This window comes from Vibrio sp. Vb0888 (genome assembly GCF_033338835.1).
GTDB classification, from domain to species: domain Bacteria; phylum Pseudomonadota; class Gammaproteobacteria; order Enterobacterales; family Vibrionaceae; genus Vibrio; species Vibrio alginolyticus.
The window spans coordinates 68,488-85,945 of record NZ_JAWOTL010000011.1 but is presented as its reverse complement, the minus strand read 5'-3'; the positions used below and the strand labels follow the sequence as shown (position 1 = coordinate 85,945).

Annotated in this window: 13 protein-coding genes; 9 read left to right on the top strand and 4 right to left on the bottom strand. The window is 44.3% G+C overall.

Translation table 11 applies throughout. From position 1 onward, the window contains the following. Positions 1-71: 71 nt before the first annotated feature. The 6 genes from R7P72_RS15980 (at position 72) to tadA (ending at position 5,438) form a co-directional block, all read left to right on the top strand. Positions 72-581 (top strand): GspH/FimT family pseudopilin, encoded by a 510-nt coding sequence (locus R7P72_RS15980; protein ID WP_005381616.1) that lies wholly within the window; start codon positions 72-74, stop codon positions 579-581. Further along, positions 562-1,179 carry a PilW family protein gene (locus R7P72_RS15975; RefSeq protein WP_005381615.1) on the top strand — a complete coding sequence of 206 codons (618 nt, stop codon included), beginning with the start codon at positions 562-564 and terminating at the stop codon, positions 1,177-1,179. Before R7P72_RS15980 ends, R7P72_RS15975 begins: the two co-directional genes overlap by 20 nt. Then, positions 1,176-2,429, top strand: coding sequence for a hypothetical protein (locus R7P72_RS15970; RefSeq protein ID WP_005381607.1), 1,254 nt, complete (start codon positions 1,176-1,178; stop codon positions 2,427-2,429). Before R7P72_RS15975 ends, R7P72_RS15970 begins: the two co-directional genes overlap by 4 nt. Beyond that, complete coding sequence (locus tag R7P72_RS15965; RefSeq protein ID WP_005381606.1) at positions 2,419-2,829, top strand: prepilin-type N-terminal cleavage/methylation domain-containing protein; 411 nt, start codon at positions 2,419-2,421, stop codon at positions 2,827-2,829. Before R7P72_RS15970 ends, R7P72_RS15965 begins: the two co-directional genes overlap by 11 nt. Positions 2,830-3,117: 288 nt before the next feature. Continuing rightward, positions 3,118-4,677 carry an AbgT family transporter gene (locus R7P72_RS15960; RefSeq protein ID WP_005381605.1) on the top strand — a complete coding sequence of 520 codons (1,560 nt, stop codon included), beginning with the start codon at positions 3,118-3,120 and terminating at the stop codon, positions 4,675-4,677. 212 nt (positions 4,678-4,889) lie between these two features. Continuing rightward, on the top strand, positions 4,890-5,438 hold the full coding sequence (gene tadA / locus R7P72_RS15955) for a tRNA adenosine(34) deaminase TadA (RefSeq protein ID WP_025768878.1): 549 nt from the start codon (positions 4,890-4,892) through the stop codon (positions 5,436-5,438). Between the two features lie 588 nt (positions 5,439-6,026). Here tadA and mltF read toward each other — a convergent pair. Further along, positions 6,027-7,604 (bottom strand): membrane-bound lytic murein transglycosylase MltF, encoded by a 1,578-nt coding sequence (mltF, locus tag R7P72_RS15950; RefSeq protein ID WP_031779069.1) that lies wholly within the window; start codon positions 7,602-7,604, stop codon positions 6,027-6,029. Positions 7,605-7,903: 299 nt separating this feature from the next. On the opposite strand from mltF, the gene purL reads away from it, so the two are divergent. Further along, positions 7,904-11,797, top strand: coding sequence for a phosphoribosylformylglycinamidine synthase (gene purL, locus R7P72_RS15945; protein WP_005381601.1), 3,894 nt, complete (start codon positions 7,904-7,906; stop codon positions 11,795-11,797). Between the two features lie 295 nt (positions 11,798-12,092). Further along, a complete protein-coding gene (locus R7P72_RS15940) occupies positions 12,093-12,401 on the top strand; it encodes a DUF3622 domain-containing protein (protein WP_005381600.1) in 309 nt (102 codons plus the stop codon). A gap of 90 nt (positions 12,402-12,491) precedes the next feature. Here the strand turns inward: R7P72_RS15940 and R7P72_RS15935 are convergent, their stop codons facing one another. The 3 genes from R7P72_RS15935 to R7P72_RS15925 all read right to left on the bottom strand — a co-directional run bounded on the left by R7P72_RS15935 (position 12,492) and on the right by R7P72_RS15925 (position 16,568). Next, positions 12,492-12,932 carry a hypothetical protein gene (locus tag R7P72_RS15935; protein WP_005381599.1) on the bottom strand — a complete coding sequence of 147 codons (441 nt, stop codon included), beginning with the start codon at positions 12,930-12,932 and terminating at the stop codon, positions 12,492-12,494. Between the two features lie 118 nt (positions 12,933-13,050). Continuing rightward, positions 13,051-15,237 (bottom strand): TonB-dependent receptor domain-containing protein, encoded by a 2,187-nt coding sequence (locus tag R7P72_RS15930; protein ID WP_005381598.1) that lies wholly within the window; start codon positions 15,235-15,237, stop codon positions 13,051-13,053. A gap of 263 nt (positions 15,238-15,500) precedes the next feature. Continuing rightward, the gene (locus tag R7P72_RS15925; RefSeq protein WP_005381597.1) at positions 15,501-16,568 is read right to left on the bottom strand and encodes a succinylglutamate desuccinylase/aspartoacylase family protein; all 1,068 of its coding nucleotides are present in this window, start codon (positions 16,566-16,568) and stop codon (positions 15,501-15,503) included. A 330-nt stretch (positions 16,569-16,898) separates the two neighbouring features. Between R7P72_RS15925 and R7P72_RS15920 the strand changes: the two genes are divergently transcribed. After that, the gene (locus R7P72_RS15920; RefSeq protein WP_005381596.1) at positions 16,899-17,438 is read left to right on the top strand and encodes a DUF3332 domain-containing protein; all 540 of its coding nucleotides are present in this window, start codon (positions 16,899-16,901) and stop codon (positions 17,436-17,438) included. Positions 17,439-17,458: the final 20 nt, after the last annotated feature.

The following is a 17,458-nucleotide window of genomic DNA, read 5'->3' as shown; positions in this document are numbered from 1 at the left end:
TTTTTGGCAGGTGATAGCATCTGTGCAAGATGAATTACGGCCCTTTTGCCGTTTACATAGGAATTTGGGAAATGCCTCGCGGGTTTACGTTGTTGGAGCTTCTTATTACTGTTGCTGTACTGAGTATTATATTGGCGTTTGCAGCTCCAAGCTTTAGCCGTGTTTCACAAACTGTGCAAATGCAGCGATTAGCAACTGAATTAGCTGGCTTTCTAAGCCAAAGTAAGTCCGAGGCGGTAATGAGAAATCAAAAGTTATATATACATTTCTCTATGGCTAAAAACGTCGTTGTCAGTCAAGGTGCATGGTCTCTACAGTTAACTAACTCGTCTAGCGGCTCTGGGGGCGTAATTTTAAGCCTTTCCGGCTCCGCCTACTCTGAATTATCTTTGAAGCACAGCTACGATAATCAAAAAATAAGCTTCGACGAGGTCCGTGGACGACCCCAAGGAGGAAATATAGAGTTTTTCCCAACCAATGCTCAAAACATAAAACTACAAGCAAAGCTCTCCAACCCTCCCGGAAGGATTAAAATTTGTAGTAACTCTGGAGCTAAGTTATATGATTACCGTCAGTGCTAACAAACGTTATCAAATAGGTAGCTCTTTAATCGAATTGATGATTAGTTCTTTAATTGGATTAATTGTCCTTAGTGTAGTGGGCTCTATATTCTTGAGTTTACAAAAAACAGCAAAGGAAAAAAGCTTAGAGCTAAATTTATTGCAAGGTCTGAATATCACTTTATCTGTTATGAAAGAAGATATTCAAAGGGCAGGTTATGATGGTGGGAACGGTAGTTCACTCAAATTATCCGGAGCTACAGGAACCATAATGCTGAGCGGCGCCTCTTCTGTAGGGCTTGTGTATTTTAAAGAGGACTCAGCTGCCAATGAAGACTATCGAAATATTAAGTATGAGAAGAGAGATACTCGGTTTTTTATATGTGAAAAAGGCGTTGTGTCTCAAACACAAATATTATCTTTTGATGGTATAGATTTTTGTCGTTCTCTATTTGATGATGATATTTTCCAAGTTACCCAATTCACCGTTAGTTCAGAAACAGTGACTAATGGAGGAAATGTAAGTTCGGTCACGAGCGTTAAGTTAGGTTTGAAAACGATTGATGGAGTCTTTAGTGAAGTTGCGGAGTTTTCTATCAAACAAAGGAATTGGCAATGACATCTAAATATAGCTACTCCGGTTATACCACTTTGCTTGTGACTTCTATACTTTTATTACTTGCTTTAATTGCATCATTAGCATCATCCAAAGGTGTATTTTTTCAAATAAAAGTTGCGCAAAACGAAATAAAATCTCGACAAGCACATTGGTTAGCGGAAGGAGGTGTTGAATGTGCATGGGCGCAATTTAGAGTTAATAATATTGTACCTGCCGTAATAACAGATTGTGGCTCAGGGCTTTGGACGATTCCGAATTTTACGAGTACTTCCAATGGGTATTTGGTTACTTCTAATGTTGGATTTACAAGCATTAGTAAGGAGATTATTTTGGGAGGTAACTTGAGTTATGGTGCAATGCAGTCTAGTGCCGACATTTATTTTCATTCTAGTGCAACGTTCTCTACTCCAGACCCAGGGGAATTGAGCAGCGATGGGTGGGAGTGTATTGCGTTAAGGTATAAAAAGCGCTTTTACTCCTCTTCAGTTGATAATAAAGGCGTAATTCATGGAGAGTCTCCCTATGCCGATTTTAACAACCCTACAAATAAAGATTGTGCAAACACGACGGCAAACCGTCATCTCTCATCTAGTGTTGGCGGGGTTGGTGCTGGTGATGATTTTACTCAAGATACAGATTTAAAGCCATTTGAATCCTTCTTTGGAGTAAAGGCTGAAGAGCATAACGATGTCCGAGATAATGGTGTATTTCATGTTATGACGGGCTCAGTGGCTGATGGTATACCTAATTGTGGTGCTGCTTTAACAGCAGAAATTCAGTCAGGGAAGCATCATTTATGGGTGGAAGGGAGCTGTGAAATCAAGCAATCGGAATACAATGATTTAGTGAATGCTACATCATCGACCAATGGCGTAACAGTGCTCATTCATGATGGTCTTTTCTCCGTGATGGGACCACCGAGCTCCGGCGCTACATCAAATAAGTTTAAAGGGGTCTTGTTTCATTTCAATCATGATTATACCCCGACAACAGCGGATTGGGTTGGGTTCGAAGCCAATGCTCACCTAAATCATGTGCCAAGTGTTGTAGAAGACTCATACAGGACAATAGCTTCTTATTATCAGCATGGTTCTTTTACGGTATCTGGTGGTCAATATTTTGATAGTGAAGATCAGGCAGCGGTTTTCTTCGATTCTTTGGACTTTAGATACAATAAAGATGTGATAGACAATTCAAGGAATGCGCATGCAATTCCTAGATGGAAAAAAGGCTCTTGGAATGATCTCTAAACAAAAAGGTTTTAACCTTCTTGAAGTTCTAATTTCTTTTCTGCTTATCGGTGTTGGGGCTCTAGGTTTAACTAAGCTAAACGTGTATCTAGAACGTGAATCTGAATATGCCATAAAAAGTATTGAAGCACTTCGTCTAGCAGAAAACCAGCTCGAATGGTTCCGGACGCGTGGTGCTTCTGCGGCGATGTCTACCATCACACCTGCAAATTTTGCTTCTATTGCAACAGGCTCTTCTGTTACTGGATCTTATGTCGTCGAGTGGGAAGTTCCAGCTGCCACGGTTTCAGGAACACTGAAAACTATCACCATTACCTCTAGCTGGAAGGATAGAATCGGCGAGACGCGATCAGTTCAGCTTAAAACGATGATCTCACAATACAGTGAATTCGAAAACTAAGTTCAATTCCATACATGGGCTGAGACAAATGCGGGTGTAATTCCTGTTTGATACCGGATTTGTCACGGTTAATAAATGGTTTTTGAACTGTTAATCGAGTTGATGTGCTACTGTTTTTATTATGTTTAATTGAAGTGGTGTTTTTGCAAAATATGTCTCCAATTATGAAAAAAAATCTAGAACCTTGTGCTTTCTCCATTAGTGTTTACTAGAATACTCGTTGGATAGTAGGTCGTTATAATTATTCAAATAGGCCTTGGCACCAACATCATTCACTATGGAGTTACCATGAGTAACCAAGCTGTAAATAAGGCACCATCATCGAAGCCGAGCGGGATGGAGCGCTTTTTAAACTTTATCGAGAGGACAGGTAACAAAATTCCTGATCCTGCGATTTTGTTCTTCTGGGCATTGATCATTACTTGGGCGGCGTCAGCACTTTTGTCGAATGTATCATTCGATCTTCCAAACCCTCGAACGGGCGAAGCTCTTACTATCACCAACTTACTTACGGGCGAAGCGCTAGCAAGTTTCCTTGCTAATATGGTGACGACGTTTACTGGCTTTGCGCCACTGGGTATCGTACTTGTCGCAATGCTAGGTGTGGGTGTTGCAGATTCTTCGGGTTTTATTACGACGGGTCTTAAGAAGATGCTGAACTTCACGCCAGCTAAGCTTCTTACTCCAATGCTTATTTTGGTTGCCATTGTATCGCATACTGCGGCAGATGCAGGCTATGTTCTGGTTATTCCTCTTGGCGGTATTATCTTCCATGCGGCAGGTCGTCACCCTCTAGCAGGTATTGCGGCAGCATTTGCAGGTGTATCTGGTGGCTTCTCTGCAAACTTTATCCCTTCAGGTATCGATCCACTACTAGCAGGCTTTACGCAAACTGCGGCGCAGGTTCTTGATCCTGAATATGTGGTTAACCCATTAGCGAACATCTTCTTCACTGGCCTATCCTCTATCATTATTGTGGGGATTGGTTGGTACGTGACAGAGAAAATCATCGAGCCTCGTTTATCAAAAATGCCAATTGATGATGATGCGGAAACCGCGCCAAACCTAGGTTCATTTACTGAACAGGAATCAAAAGCATTCCGTTATGCAGGTTGGGCAATGATGGCGGGTATTGCTTTACTTGTTGCAGCGTTAATTCCAGAAACATCAGCACTTCGCTCGCCTGAAGGTGAAATTACTGCCTTCTCAGCACCGATAATGAAGTCTATCGTGCCGTTGATCTTTATTCTGTTTATCATTCCTGGTTACGTTTACGGTAAAGTGTCTGGAACGTTCAAGACCAGCAACGACATTATCAAAGCGATGGCTGATACTATGTCAACCATGGGCGCATACATTGTTATGTCGTTCTTCTGTGCTCAGTTCCTATCTGCATTTGCTCAGTCAAACATCGGTACGATGCTAGCGTTGTATGGCGCAGAAGGCTTAAAAGCGATGAACCTACCAGGTGAAGTGACCATCATCGGTATGATACTTCTAACCGCGTCTGTAAACCTACTTATTGGTTCGGCATCGGCAAAATGGGCTTTAATTGGTCCAATCCTAGTGCCAATGCTAATGGCGGTTGGTATCTCGCCTGAGCTGTCTCAGGCGGCTTACCGTGTGGGTGACTCTGTATCGAACATCATTTCGCCTCTAATGGTATTTTTCCCTCTTGTAGTGGTTTACTGTCAGCGTTATGTGAAGTCGGCTGGTATCGGTACGCTTGCGTCACTAATGATGCCATTCTCGATCGCAATGCTGATCGGTTGGTCTATCTTCCTAGTTGCTTATTGGATGGTAGGTATCCCGCTAGGCATTCAAGCTCCTTACACTTACACAATGTAAAAACCTGTAGGGTGTGAAAGCCGCTAATTGGCAGCCAAAAAGCGCAGGTCTTCGATCTGCGCTTTTTTGTTCTCGTAAAACGAACATCGATAGGTCTTGTAACTAGTTTTTTGGAGTTGCAGACTTTGTCCCGTGATGTGTTGCTGTAGTGAAACCGAAGTTGGTGATAAAATTCCTGACTTCAATCGTTTTTTGTTTCTTTGGAGCCTCCTTTGTCTAACCATCCGTTTTCCCCTCAAGATGAATTGTTTATGCGCAGAGCGATGGAGCTTGCTGAGCAAGCAGAAGCTGAGGGGGAAGTACCTGTCGGCGCAGTGCTTGTCAAAGATGGTGAAATTATCGCTGAGGGCAGGAACCGCTCTATTGGCACCCATGACGCTACCGCACATGCTGAGATCCAAACACTGCGTAAAGCAGGCCAAAAGCTAGAAAATTACCGCCTTCTGGATACGACGTTATATGTAACACTTGAGCCATGCCCAATGTGTGCCGGAGCCTTATTGCATAGCCGCGTTAAGCGGGTTGTTTTTGGAGCGCCAGATTTAAAAGCTGGAGCTGCAGGAACAGTGCTCAATTTGTTTGAAAGCCAAGCCGCTTACCATTACGCCTTAGTTGAAAAGGGGCTGCTAGAAGATGAGTGCCGCACTCAGCTACAAGCGTTTTTTAAGCGTCGCCGAAAGGAAATTAAAGCGAAGAAGCAAGCACAAAAAGCATTAGAAAATCGAGAGAGCGAGCAAGGTAGTGGGAGTAGTGAGGGCTAGCAAACACCTACAACGTGGTAGATGTTTGCTTGGACGCACTAGTGATTGACTAAATGTACAAAAACACGATTACGTGAACTTACTTTCTTTTTCATACATGTCAGTTTACGTTTACGTCGGATAGCAGCTACTGTGTTATTTAAACGCTTTGACTGCACTCTACGTCTTCTCATATTCAAAACCTCCTGCAGACAAGACTTATACCAGTAAAGCGCGGCTCATCGATGCTTGGCAATAGGCTCGATAATCGCACTAAACATTGTATGGTTTAAACGTTCTTCATTTGACTTCTGCATTGCACAGAGCCAGCAAACAATTTCAATACGATGCTTAATAATAGGAGTGACGTTATTTCGGCAGAGTGTAGCCGAAAGTGCCGCTTCATCAAGTGAGCTAAACCATGTGGTTGTAAAGTAATCTGTTACAAAGCAATCAGTTTTACTAACGATGAAGAAAAGGCGACCAACCAAAGGAATGGTTGAGTGTGGTTGGTGTCACTCAGAATATTGGAGTCTAGATAAGTTTTCGTTAGGACTCAACAAAAATGACGAGCTTCATAGGCTCGTCATTTTTTAGTTTACCGCGGGTTTATTCTTCAATGCTTTCTTGTTCGGTGTCTTCTTCAACCGTGACGTCAGAAGCGCCAGAGACTTGTTCTACGACGGTCTCTACTGCGCCCGATATCAAAATGTCGGGGTTGAGCGGCGGAATCACTTGCAAGTCATCGCTATTCTCATCAATCGCTGGCTGTTGGCTGACATGACCAATGATGGATTGGTAGTAACGTCGAATATTTTCTACGTAATTACGCGCTTCATCGCCTCTGGCGTACCCATAGCGAGTTTGGCTGTAATAGCGCTTCTGACGAAGTAAAGGCAGCCTGTCTTTTACATCGGCCCAAGCGTTCGGATCGCCACCTTGTGCTTTGGTGAGTCGTCGTGCGTCCATCATGTGGCCGTAACCAATATTGTATGAGGCTAACGCAAACCATATTTTTTCATGCTCGTTAATGCTATCAGGCACGCGACTTACAATACGGCGTAAGTACTCGACACCACCACGAACAGATTGCTCAGGGTCCAAACGGTTAGTCACCCCGACGCTTTTCGCCGTTGGCAGAGTCAGCATCATCATCCCCCTAACACCCGTTGGCGATTTTGCTGTTGGTTTCCAGTGTGACTCTTGATAAGCCAATGCTGCAATTAAGCGCCAGTCGAACTCTTCGCTGTATTTTTGGAATAAAGGTGCCCATTTAGGCAATTTGTCATCCAGAGCTCGAATGAATGCGCGAGTATCAACGTAATCAAATGCTTCAATATGACCAATGTACTTTTCTTCGAGGGTGGACAGTTCTCCTGATTGTTTGATGTTACCGAAAAACTCTATCAGCATCGCATACAAACTTTCGTCTTCAGAACGTCGAGTAAACCAAGACACTGGTTGATCTTCTGTAAGTTCAAACGCGAGCGCAAGATCGGGGTAAAGGCGTTGAGCAAGGGAAAGTTCCACCGAATCAGTCACAGTAAAACGTAACTCACCCGTCGATACGTATTTGAGTAAGTCTCTCGTGTCAGCATCACCAACAATTTCAAACTGAAGTTCTGGATACTGCTTCTTTAACGCTGTTAGGGTCGGAACATATTGCGATTGTTCAACGATCTTTAATGTTTGAGCGCCTGCATTTGTATCTTCGTCGGACTCGTCGTCTTTCGAGGCTTGGTATTCAATGAGTTGTTCGATATCACGTGGTCGAAGTTGCCCTTTTTTATATACCACTTGTTGGCTTACATAATAATAGGCAGGGCCTGGTCTAAATCGTTTGACTGCTTGTGACGTTTGATTTAAACCCGTAGCGATGATATCAATATCTCCTTTCTTAAGAGCAGGAAAAAGCTCAGCCTGGCGAAAGGCTGGTTTAATCTCGAGTTTGACGCCGAGCTGCTCCGCAAACTGACGAGCCAATTCGTAATCCAACCCTGCGGGACCATCGGGACCTATGTAGTAGGAGAGCTGATTGTTTAGCGTGCCAACACGAAGCACACCACGTTCTTGAATTTTTTCAAATTCACTTTTGGGCTCCGACTCAATCTGGCAAGCTGAGAGCAAAAGAACAGAAACTAAAATTAGAGCACTGCGCTTGAGCCGGTTGAAGTGACTTATTTGCATTAATAGGTACATCTTGGAAAATTTCTATTTGCCTTTATATCAAAGCGAGCTCATGGGGCAAAGTGAATCACACACTTATAACGTGACATTGTGTGTTTTATCGACATTTTAGTTGTAATTCAAATTTGACAAAAAAAATGACGCAAACGGTTGCTTTTGGTGTTACATCACAAAAACAATTACTATATAATGCGCTCGCAATGACGAGGTGGAATCGGCATAGGTTCGACAGGGCTTATTTTAAGTGTCTGAATTTATTCCAATATCACCTTAATCAATTGCATAAGAGACCTAAGCACATGAGAATTTTGCGTGGCTCCCCAGCTCTTTCTGAGTTTCGTGTTAATAAACTACTGGAACTTTGTCGTGAACAAGATCTGCCTGTAACTGGCATTTATGCCGAGTTTATGCACTTTGCCGATCTAAAGTCAGACCTTGATGACCAAGAGTTAGAAAAACTTGAAAAGTTACTAACTTACGGCCCAACCATCGAAGAGCATGAGCCTGAAGGTCTTCTACTTCTTGTCACGCCTCGTCCTGGCACTATCTCGCCTTGGTCTTCTAAATCTACCGATATCGCTGTTAACTGTGGTCTGGATAAAGTGAAACGTCTAGAGCGTGGTACGGCTTATTATGTCGAGTCTTCAGTTGTTCTATCAGAAGCTCAAGCTGACGCTGTTAAAGCGTTAATTCACGACCGCATGATGGAAACAGTATTCACAGAATTTGAAGCCGCATCAGCATTATTTACTGTTGCAGAGCCTAAGCCTGTCGCACATGTTGATATCTTAGCTGGCGGTCGTCTTGCGCTTGAAGAGGCAAACGTTTCCCTTGGCTTGGCACTCGCAGAAGATGAAATTGATTACTTGGTAGAGAACTTTACTAAGCTTGGGCGTAACCCAAACGACATTGAATTGATGATGTTTGCTCAGGCGAACTCAGAGCATTGTCGCCACAAAATTTTTAACGCAGATTGGACTATCGACGGGGTAGATCAACCTAAGTCTTTGTTCAAAATGATCAAAAACACTTTTGAAACGACACCTGACTATGTGCTGTCTGCATACAAAGACAACGCAGCCGTTATGACAGGTTCTAAAGCGGGGCGTTTCTTCCCTGACCCTAAATCTCGTCAATACACGTACCACCATGAAGATACGCACATCTTGATGAAGGTAGAAACGCACAACCACCCAACGGCAATCTCTCCATGGCCGGGCGCATCGACTGGCTCAGGCGGTGAAATCCGTGACGAAGGCGCGACGGGTATCGGCGGTAAGCCAAAAGCGGGTCTGGTTGGCTTTACAACCTCTAACTTACGTATTCCTGGTTTTGAACAGCCATGGGAAACCGACTTCGGCAAGCCGGGTCGTATTGTGAATGCGTTAGACATCATGCTTGAAGGCCCTCTTGGCGGCGCGGCATTCAACAACGAGTTTGGTCGTCCAAATCTATTGGGTTACTTCCGTACTTACGAAGAAAAAGTCACTTCTCATGCGGGTGAAGAAATTCGTGGTTACCACAAACCAATCATGATTGCTGGTGGTATGGGTAACATCCGCGATGAACACGTACAGAAGAAAGAGATCCCTGTAGGTGCGAGCCTAATCGTACTTGGTGGTCCGGCAATGAACATCGGTCTTGGTGGTGGTGCGGCATCTTCCATGGCATCTGGTCAGTCAGCAGAAGATCTGGACTTCGCTTCGGTACAGCGTGAAAACCCAGAGATGGAACGTCGCTGTCAGGAAGTGATCGACCGTTGTTGGCAGTTAGGCGACGATAACCCAATCGCATTTATCCACGATGTGGGTGCAGGCGGTATCTCTAACGCATTGCCTGAACTTGTCGACGACGGTGAGCGTGGCGGTAAGTTCCAATTACGCGATGTACCAAACGATGAGCCGGGCATGAGCCCACTGGAAATCTGGTGTAACGAATCACAGGAACGTTACGTTCTAGCGGTAGCGCCAGAAAACATGGAAGCATTCGACGCCATCTGTAAGCGTGAACGCGCACCGTATGCAGTGGTGGGTGTGGCGACAGAAGAGCGTCATCTAACGCTAGAAGATTCTCACTTCGACAATACGCCAATCGATATGCCAATGGATATCCTGCTTGGTAAGCCACCGAAGATGCACCGTGACGCAACCACACTAAAAGTGGAAAGCCCTGCCATTGTTCGTGATGGTATTGAGCTTAATGAAGCGGTGGATCGCGTACTTCGTCTTCCTGCTGTTGCAGAAAAAACATTTCTAATTACTATCGGTGACCGAACAGTAACGGGTCTGGTTGCTCGTGATCAAATGGTTGGTCCTTGGCAGGTACCAGTAGCAAACTGCGCAGTAACAGCGGCAAGCTACGACACTTACCATGGCGAAGCAATGTCGATGGGTGAGCGCACGCCAGTGGCATTACTAGACTTTGGAGCATCGGCTCGCCTAGCCGTTGGTGAGTCACTAACGAACATTGCGGCAACAGACATCGGTGATATTAAACACATTAAACTGTCTGCGAACTGGATGTCTCCAGCGGGTCACCCAGGTGAAGATGCGGGTCTTTACGAAGCAGTGAAAGCGGTTGGTGAAGAATTGTGTCCTGCGTTAGGTTTGACTATCCCAGTTGGTAAAGACTCCATGTCGATGAAAACCAAGTGGGAAGAAAACGGCGAGAGCAAAGAAGTCACTTCTCCACTGTCGTTAGTTATCACGGCATTTGGTCGTGTGGAAGACGTACGTAAGACCGTGACTCCACAACTACGCACTGACAAAGGAAAGACTTCTCTAGTTCTTGTTGACTTGGGTAACGGCAAAAACCGCTTAGGTGCGACAGCATTGGCACAAGTATACAAACAGCTGGGTGACAAACCTGCTGACGTAGATAATGCAGAGCAGCTAAAAGGCTTCTTTGATGCAATGCAAGCGTTAGTACGTGATGACAAGCTAGTGGCTTACCACGATAAAGGCGACGGCGGTCTTTTTGTTACACTGGCTGAGATGGCGTTCGCGGGTCACTGTGGCGTAAAAGCGAACATCGCAGAGCTGGGTGATGATGCGCTAGCCGTTCTATTTAACGAAGAGCTAGGTGCGGTTGTTCAAGTTAAGAATGATGATCTAGATTCAGTTCTATCTACTCTGGCGGCAAACGGCTTAGAGGCATGCTCACATGTGATTGGTTCTGTTGAAGCTTCAGACGACTTTGTTATCACTTCTGGTGATGCAGTTGTACTTGAACGTTCACGTACCGAACTACGCGTTATCTGGGCTGAAACAACGCATAAGATGCAAGGTCTACGTGATAACCCAGCGTGTGCAGACCAAGAGCACGAAGCTAAGAAAGACAACTCTGACCCTGGTCTAAACGTTAAGCTCAGCTTCGACGTAAATGAAGACGTTGCAGCACCGTACATTGCGAAAGGTGCTAAACCTAAGATGGCAATTCTACGTGAGCAGGGCGTTAACTCCCACGTCGAAATGGCAGCAGCGTTTGACCGAGCTGGTTTTGAAGCAACCGACATCCATATGAGCGATATCCTAACGGGCCAAGCGGTACTGGATGAATACCATGGCCTAGTAGCTTGTGGTGGCTTCTCTTACGGCGACGTACTAGGTGCGGGTGAAGGTTGGGCTAAGTCTATCCTGTTTAACGCACAAGCTCGTGAACAGTTCCAAGCTTTCTTCAACCGTGAAGAGACGTTCTCTTTAGGTGTATGTAACGGTTGTCAGATGCTATCAAACCTGAAAGAGCTGATCCCAGGTGCAGACTTGTGGCCACGTTTTGTGCGCAACGAATCTGAGCGTTTTGAAGCGCGCTTTAGTCTAGTTGAAGTTCAGAAATCTGACTCTGTATTCTTCGACGGAATGGCTGGTTCGCGCATGCCAATCGCGGTTTCCCACGGTGAAGGGCGTGTAGAAGTACGTGATGCAGAGCACCTAGCAGCGATTGAAGCATCAGGTACGGTTGCGGTTCGTTACGTGGATAACCTCGGTAACCCAACACAACAATACCCGAACAACCCGAATGGTTCGCCAAACGCGATTACCGGTTTAACAACAACAGACGGTCGCGTAACTATCATGATGCCTCACCCAGAGCGCGTATTCCGCACAGTTGCAAATTCTTGGGCTCCGGAAGGTTGGGGTGAAAATGGCGCTTGGATGCGTATGTTCCAAAATGCCCGTAAGAATATCGGTTAATTAACCAAAGGTTAATCTAGCTTAAGTAAAGCGTTGGTTGAGAGACCAGCGCTTTCTTTTTTCTTATCACTCTTTTTTCTTCGTCGCTCTTTCTAGTGACTTGGCGAAACGTTGCTTTGTTCTGCCTCTTCTTTGTCATCTATTATCTAGCGTAAAAAACTTGCAGCGTTTAGATTACTTTTATGCTCTAATACCGCGCTTACCAAGGGATGGTGTTAAACAGCTCAGCTTAGATGGAGTTATCAAGTTGACCGAATCCCTGATTGATCCCTAAATCCCTTAGGAAATGAAAGAAATGTCTAAGAATCCAAAATTTGCTATCCGCGTCACTGAAAAACGTAACGGCTGGAGCGCAGAAATCACTCGCCAAGTGACATCTCGTAAGACTGTAGTATCAAAGCGTGAAACAGGCTTTGACAGCGAAGAGAAAGCACAAGCTTGGGCTGAACAAGAACTGGCTGGATTTATCCAAAACCAAGTGGTTCGTAACGAGCGTAAAGCCGCGCAACGTCAAGAGCGTGAAGCAGAACAACTAGCGGCAAAAGTTCGTAAAGAAGAAGCCCGCAAAGCACGTGAAATCGAAGTAGACACTGACGAAGAATAAGTTTAAATCGGTGAGATGGTGACGTTACCCATCAAACAAATAGTGAAAATGCCCTGAGTTTTGTCTCAGGGCATTTTTTATTTATATCGGCTAAAAACAATCCGACGATACGGACAAGCTAAACGTGCCGTCTTCAGGGGCTGCAAATTGTTTATTGCCAGGAAGAAGGTGAGGGTTATTAGCATAAGTGCGATGTGTCGATTTGACCTTTGCAGAATGTCTTTCCGGTAAATCAAAGTGTTGTAAGCCGTCAGATAGATCGTTTGCTTCACCGTAGTCGAAATGTGTTGCGACGTCTTTGGGCTGCTTGGCGTAACGACAGTGATCCGGCTTACCATCTTCGTGCCAAGTTAAAGAGTTAGTTTTTGCATCTAGATTCAGGTTATTTGCTGTTGGCTGTGCGTAAAAATCTTCTGAAACTTGGTGCTTGCTTTGTTCTTGTAAGTAGTCTGCAATGTTCTCAGAAGCTTGCGCTAGGCTACCTACAGGGAAGAAGCAAATCAGAAGAAGCCGTGTTTTTAGATTGTTCATAATGTGTATGCAAGCAAAAGGAAATGATAATACTGATAAATAAAACGGCGTGCAATTATGGCCATTGGATACGATATAACAGGGCAGTTAATGTCTGCCCTGCATCTTTTAGGTATGGTTAGTATTGATAAGTGAGGTGCAGTTTGACTTCGCGACCAGGCGAAGGCACGCCATTAGATAGGTATGCTTCGTAGTAACGATCGGTTAAGTTTTTCACAACCGCGCCAACGCTCAAGCCTTCGACTTGTTGTATTTCCCAAACCACGTAAGCGTTTTGTAGCGTGTATTGCTCACTTGGCGATTTCACTTTTAAATTATTACCGCTTGCCTTGGTTTTGGTTTGCGCATCATACCAGCGGACTTCCCAGCCCGTACGTAAACCAGGAATCCATTCGTAACCTAAACCCAGATTAATGTTTAATGGCGGTACATCAGGATGATCATCATCTGAACCTGTAGAGTCAGATAGGCTACCTTTGTTTTTGCCGCGAATGTAACTTGCTGAGAAATTACTGTAGAAATCTTCAATCCGGTATTGTGAAATTAGCTCAAAGCCATAGTTTTTAAAGCCATCTAGGTTTGTATTCCAGCTTTGTAACTCAGTAGTATTTTTGTCGAGGTTTTCGCCCGTTCGTATATCAACTGTGTCGCTAACATCGTTATAGAACATAGTTAACTCTGTTGCGAGGTTATCGCGAGAGTTCACCAGCCCTTCCGTTAAGTTGATAACGCTTGCTTGATAAGCATGGATACGAGACACGTCCAGATTCAAAGCAGTAGCCGTAGCGGTAGCTCGCGCATATTGCACTGAGTAGATGTTATCAACGGTTGGTGCTTTTAAAGCGTAGGCGTAGGAGGCGTTTAAACGCGTATTATTGCTCGCATCAAAGTCGATATCCAAACGTGGGCTAAAGCCTTTATGCGTCGTTTCACCATAGTCATGTCCGGCAGCTGGATCATTATAATCCGGCGCTGCGTTCCCTTTTCCTTCACTCTTGATGTATTCGTAACGCAGAGAAGGTGTGATTGTTAGGCGGTCTGTTGCTTGATAGTGATCAGCAATGTAAGCGGCATAAATTGACTGCGTGCCAGATGGTTCGTAGTAAGGGGTGTACCAACCGTAGTTTTTCGCTTCATTACTGTCGTATGATGCGTTGAATACTAACGAGTCTCTATCGGTTTTTTGATATTGAAGCCCAGTGACTAGAGTGTGGTCTCCGAATTGTGCTTGGTTAAACACATCAACGTAGTCACGCTCGTAACTCAGCCATGACTCATGACCGTAACTGCCAACAGAAACGAACATTTTCTCGAATGCTACGTCAGGGCGAACCCAATGACGATCGTTTTCGGAACGTGCCATTTTGATATTGAAATCAATATACGGGTTAGTCGGCATGTAGTGGTAAGAGATGGTTGTGGTGTTGTCCGTGTATTTGTTATCAACGGTGTAAGCGTATTGGGCTTTTTCTAATGAGCCGTATTTCTTGATATTGTATTCGGTGATGTTAGGCATTTTTCCGCGGCGGTTAGCCCAAGGTTTACGACCTTCATCTTTGTAGCGAGTGTGGCTAATTTCAAACTCGTGATCGTTGTTTTCATAACCGACCTTTACGAGCATGTTTTCTTGCTCATAACCTGAGTAATCCAACGTTTCACCACCTCCGACTTTAATGTCATCAGAATCTTTTACCGAGCCATTCGCTAGAAAATAAAAACCAGTATCGTTTTTACCATAGAGTGTTAGCGTGTAGGCGTTCTCATCACCGTTAGTGTTGTATGCACTTGAGATGCGAGCACCAAAGTTTCTGTCGCCGTAAAGGAGATCATCGACACTTTTGGTTTTAATGCGAATGGAGCCACCAAACTTCCCGTTGAGTGCTCGATAGTCGTGCGCGCCCTTGATAATTTCTGCTTCGCCAATTAAGAACGGATCAAAAAAGAAGGTACCGTAGCGGTATTGTTGAAAGCCAATTGGAGCGCCATCGACAAAGACGGCGATATCGCTTGGATCATCAAAACCACGAATGTTAATACGTTCGCCACCAGAACGACCGCCACCATCTATTGATGCACCGGGAACGGCATCGATCATTGAGGCAAAATTAGAGTACTGTTGCTCTTCAATCTCTGACCAATTAATGGTGGTTTGCGCAGGCTCAGCAATGGTAATAGGTTTGGCATAACGAACGCCTATGACTTCAAGCTCTTCATTTGGCGTTGTCTCAGCATATGAATAAAGAGGGAAGAGCAAAGCCAGTGAAATGAGATTTACTTTGAATGGATGACTTATTAATCGTTTCATATTGATGATTTATAGTGTTTTTATGAAGCTCGGATTATAAGAACATTATTACGATTAATAAATGATAATGAGATTAATTATCAAATGTGTTTTTGCGATGGATTGTAAAGTTTTTTATCCATTCGTGGAAACTACGATAAGTATCGTTAGCGTACATAAAACAAAAAGCCCAGCATCATGGACGCTGAGCTTATTGGCTTTAAACAAGATAGTGCGAGCACTGTTGCTCCTTTTGAGCTAATCAGGCGCCTACTTGATAGGAATTACTGAGTTTCTAACGGTATCTGTCCGGTTGTCAGCGGCTCGGCATCGAATTCAGTGAGGCCTTCAATATAGCTTTCGACTGCTTGCTCTAAAGCATTATCACCTTGGTTAAAATAGGCAAGGTGGAAAATTGCATCGCCTTCGTTCACCAATGGTAATGTTTGTTGACCGATAACCAAACCACGCTTCGGGGCTTTTAGTTCTATCTCATCATGACCAAGAGGAGAGCTAATGTAAGCGAGCGATTCCCCCTGTTCTACTTTGTCTCCCAGATTAACGACAGTACGCAAAATGCCGTTACCTGACGCGCGAACCCAGCTGGTGGACTTCGCTATGATAGGCTCAGGCAGCTTTTTCCTGCTCGCACGCAACATACCAATGGCTTGCATTACGCGCCGAACCCCGAGTACACCAGCGCTTATCGAAAGTGGATCAAAACGCAATGCTTCGCCAGCTTCGTAGGTGAGCACTGGAATATCGCATTTTTCTGCTTCACTGCGTAAAGAGCCATCACGCAATGCTGAATCAACAATCACTGGCGTCGAAAATGCTTGAGCAATACGTAGAGTTTCTGGGTTGCTTAAGTTTGCGCGAATCTGTGGCAAGTTCGTGCGATGAATTGCCCCTGTGTGTAGATCCAAAATGTAGTCACAACGCTTGGCAATGTTGTTAAAGAACCCGTGTGCCATACGAGATGCAAGTGCGCCTTTTTCACTGCCAGGAAAGCAACGGTTGAGATCTCGTCGGTCGGGCAAGTAACGAGATTTATGGATGAAGCCAAAAACGTTAACGATAGGTACTGCAATGACAGTGCCTTTCAGTTTTTGTGGATCCAGTTGGTTAATGATCTGACGAACGATTTCTACGCCATTAAGCTCATCACCATGGATAGCAGCATTCACCATTAACACTGGTCCTTCTTGTTTCCCATGGATGATTTCCACAGGAATAGATAAAGGCGAATGTGTATATAGCTTCGCTGCTTCAAATTCGATCTCTAATCGTTGTCCTGGTTGTATTTGATGTCCTAAGAGCTCAAACACTTTGCTTTTTTTACTTCTGGCCATAAACCATCTCTGTCAAATGCGTCATCAGCAATGTAACAATTGCTGCAAAATCGCACTAATCATTCTCATTAAGGACACGACAAATTACTTTAATCGTCATGCGTGAAATTTTGGTATGTGTGAAGTTTTTGTTTTCAATATGATCTTTTCTATCAGTTTAATACATAACAAGACATAGAGAAGAGTGCGCAATAATAGCCTTAAAAAATGTGACTGTATTAAAAATAATACTGTTCATGGAGGACAAAAAAACGGACTTTTAACCCTACTTTTTATCCGATAATATCCGCGCCGAATTTGAGGTTTCACACTTTCTAACTAGAGGTTTTGATGAAAAAGGCAATTGCTAAAATTGGTGCATTGACTGCGGTAGCAGTTTCACTTTCAGGTTGCGTAGGTAGTAATGCCGTGACAGGTTATGTCATGGGGTTTAACTTGAAAGCTGTTGACAACCGTTACGCTCGAGGTGGTCTAAATATGCTTTTAGCGCCTGTTTATGGTGTCGCGATCGCAGCGGATTATATCGTGTTTAACTCTCTAGAATTTTGGACGGGTAAGAACCCGTTAAATGGTAAGCCACATATCTTTGATACAAAGGTAGATACTTACATTGATGTCAATCACCAGTTAGATAAGTCGTTAACGACGGCACCAATCGCACCATTAGCGGATAACCGTGTCATTGAGCAGGGGCGAATGCAGCAAATCGATGAGAACACTGTTCAAATGGATATTACTTACAGTAACGGTGAAAAGGCGACACTCATGGGTGTACGCGATGGTGAGTTTGTTACTTACTACATTGATGGTGAAGTTGCTGCACAAACCTCAATGGATGAATTAGCCGCTTACGCGCAAAACCGTGTGTAGTTGGGTTCAACTAAACCAAA

Bases quoted from the DNA above. Each gene is read 5' to 3' on its own strand.
- R7P72_RS15980 (WP_005381616.1), top strand. From the start codon at position 72: ATGCCTCGCGGGTTTACGTTGTTGGAGCTTCTTATTACTGTTGCTGTA.
- R7P72_RS15975 (WP_005381615.1), top strand. From the start codon at position 562: ATGATTACCGTCAGTGCTAACAAACGTTATCAAATAGGTAGCTCTTTA.
- R7P72_RS15970 (WP_005381607.1), top strand. From the start codon at position 1,176: ATGACATCTAAATATAGCTACTCCGGTTATACCACTTTGCTTGTGACT.
- R7P72_RS15965 (WP_005381606.1), top strand. From the start codon at position 2,419: ATGATCTCTAAACAAAAAGGTTTTAACCTTCTTGAAGTTCTAATTTCT.
- R7P72_RS15960 (WP_005381605.1), top strand. From the start codon at position 3,118: ATGAGTAACCAAGCTGTAAATAAGGCACCATCATCGAAGCCGAGCGGG.
- mltF (WP_031779069.1), bottom strand. From the start codon at position 7,604: ATGCAAATAAGTCACTTCAACCGGCTCAAGCGCAGTGCTCTAATTTTA.
- purL (WP_005381601.1), top strand. From the start codon at position 7,904: ATGAGAATTTTGCGTGGCTCCCCAGCTCTTTCTGAGTTTCGTGTTAAT.
- R7P72_RS15940 (WP_005381600.1), top strand. From the start codon at position 12,093: ATGTCTAAGAATCCAAAATTTGCTATCCGCGTCACTGAAAAACGTAAC.
- R7P72_RS15935 (WP_005381599.1), bottom strand. From the start codon at position 12,932: ATGAACAATCTAAAAACACGGCTTCTTCTGATTTGCTTCTTCCCTGTA.
- R7P72_RS15930 (WP_005381598.1), bottom strand. From the start codon at position 15,237: ATGAAACGATTAATAAGTCATCCATTCAAAGTAAATCTCATTTCACTG.
- R7P72_RS15925 (WP_005381597.1), bottom strand. From the start codon at position 16,568: ATGGCCAGAAGTAAAAAAAGCAAAGTGTTTGAGCTCTTAGGACATCAA.
- R7P72_RS15920 (WP_005381596.1), top strand. From the start codon at position 16,899: ATGAAAAAGGCAATTGCTAAAATTGGTGCATTGACTGCGGTAGCAGTT.